The organism is Cellulosilyticum ruminicola JCM 14822 (assembly GCF_001311925.1).
GTDB lineage: Bacteria > Bacillota > Clostridia > Lachnospirales > Cellulosilyticaceae > Cellulosilyticum > Cellulosilyticum ruminicola.
Genome location: NZ_BBCG01000184.1, coordinates 1 through 638, shown reverse-complemented (window position 1 = coordinate 638; position 638 = coordinate 1). Strand labels below are relative to the sequence as shown.

1 protein-coding gene is annotated in these 638 nt (G+C 30.6%); it reads left to right on the top strand.

The window, feature by feature from the left end; all coding sequences use genetic code 11:
* The first annotated feature begins 187 nt into the window (after window positions 1-187).
* Window positions 188-538, top strand: coding sequence for a transposase (locus JCM14822_RS18805; RefSeq protein WP_054744176.1), 351 nt, complete (start codon window positions 188-190; stop codon window positions 536-538).
* The last annotated feature ends 100 nt before the right edge of the window (window positions 539-638 follow it).

Below are 638 nucleotides of genomic sequence, written 5' to 3'. Positions count from 1 at the left end.
GACCTAAATTTTACTTGGGAGTATAGTTTTGTAAAATCTAAATCCTAGATATACTAATGCCTTCAAAAGTAAATTAGCAAAGTCTATTGATGGTGGAACTGTTAAACATTCTGCGAAAAATCTTAACATACCATATACTTCAGACGAACGTTTTATTAAAGAAGATTTATCCACTATAATCCCTATTATGCAAACTCAAGTTTTAGATACTGCTATCAGTAATTCTAAACTTGTTATTGGTATTGATGATTTTGCGATTAGAAAGGGGCATACTTATAACACTGGTATTCATGATTTAAGAAATGGTACACTTTTAACAGTTGTTCTTGGACGTAAGTATGATGAATTAATCACTAATAAAAATCTACGTCAGATTGTTGATATAGTGTCACCTTTTGCAGTAGTGATGGATTTAGCAAAAAGTTATCATAACTTTGCTAAAGAAGCTTTTCCCGCTATTCGCATAGCAGATCGCTTTCATGTAAATCGTTATATACTTACCAATCTAAATTTATTAAACAAAACAAGAAGCTTTTAGAAAGACGTAATGATTCTCTTACTAAGGCTGAACAGACTCTACTTGAAAGAATGCTACAACTATCACTTGAATTAAAAGAATCTTATTGGTTTAAAGAAGT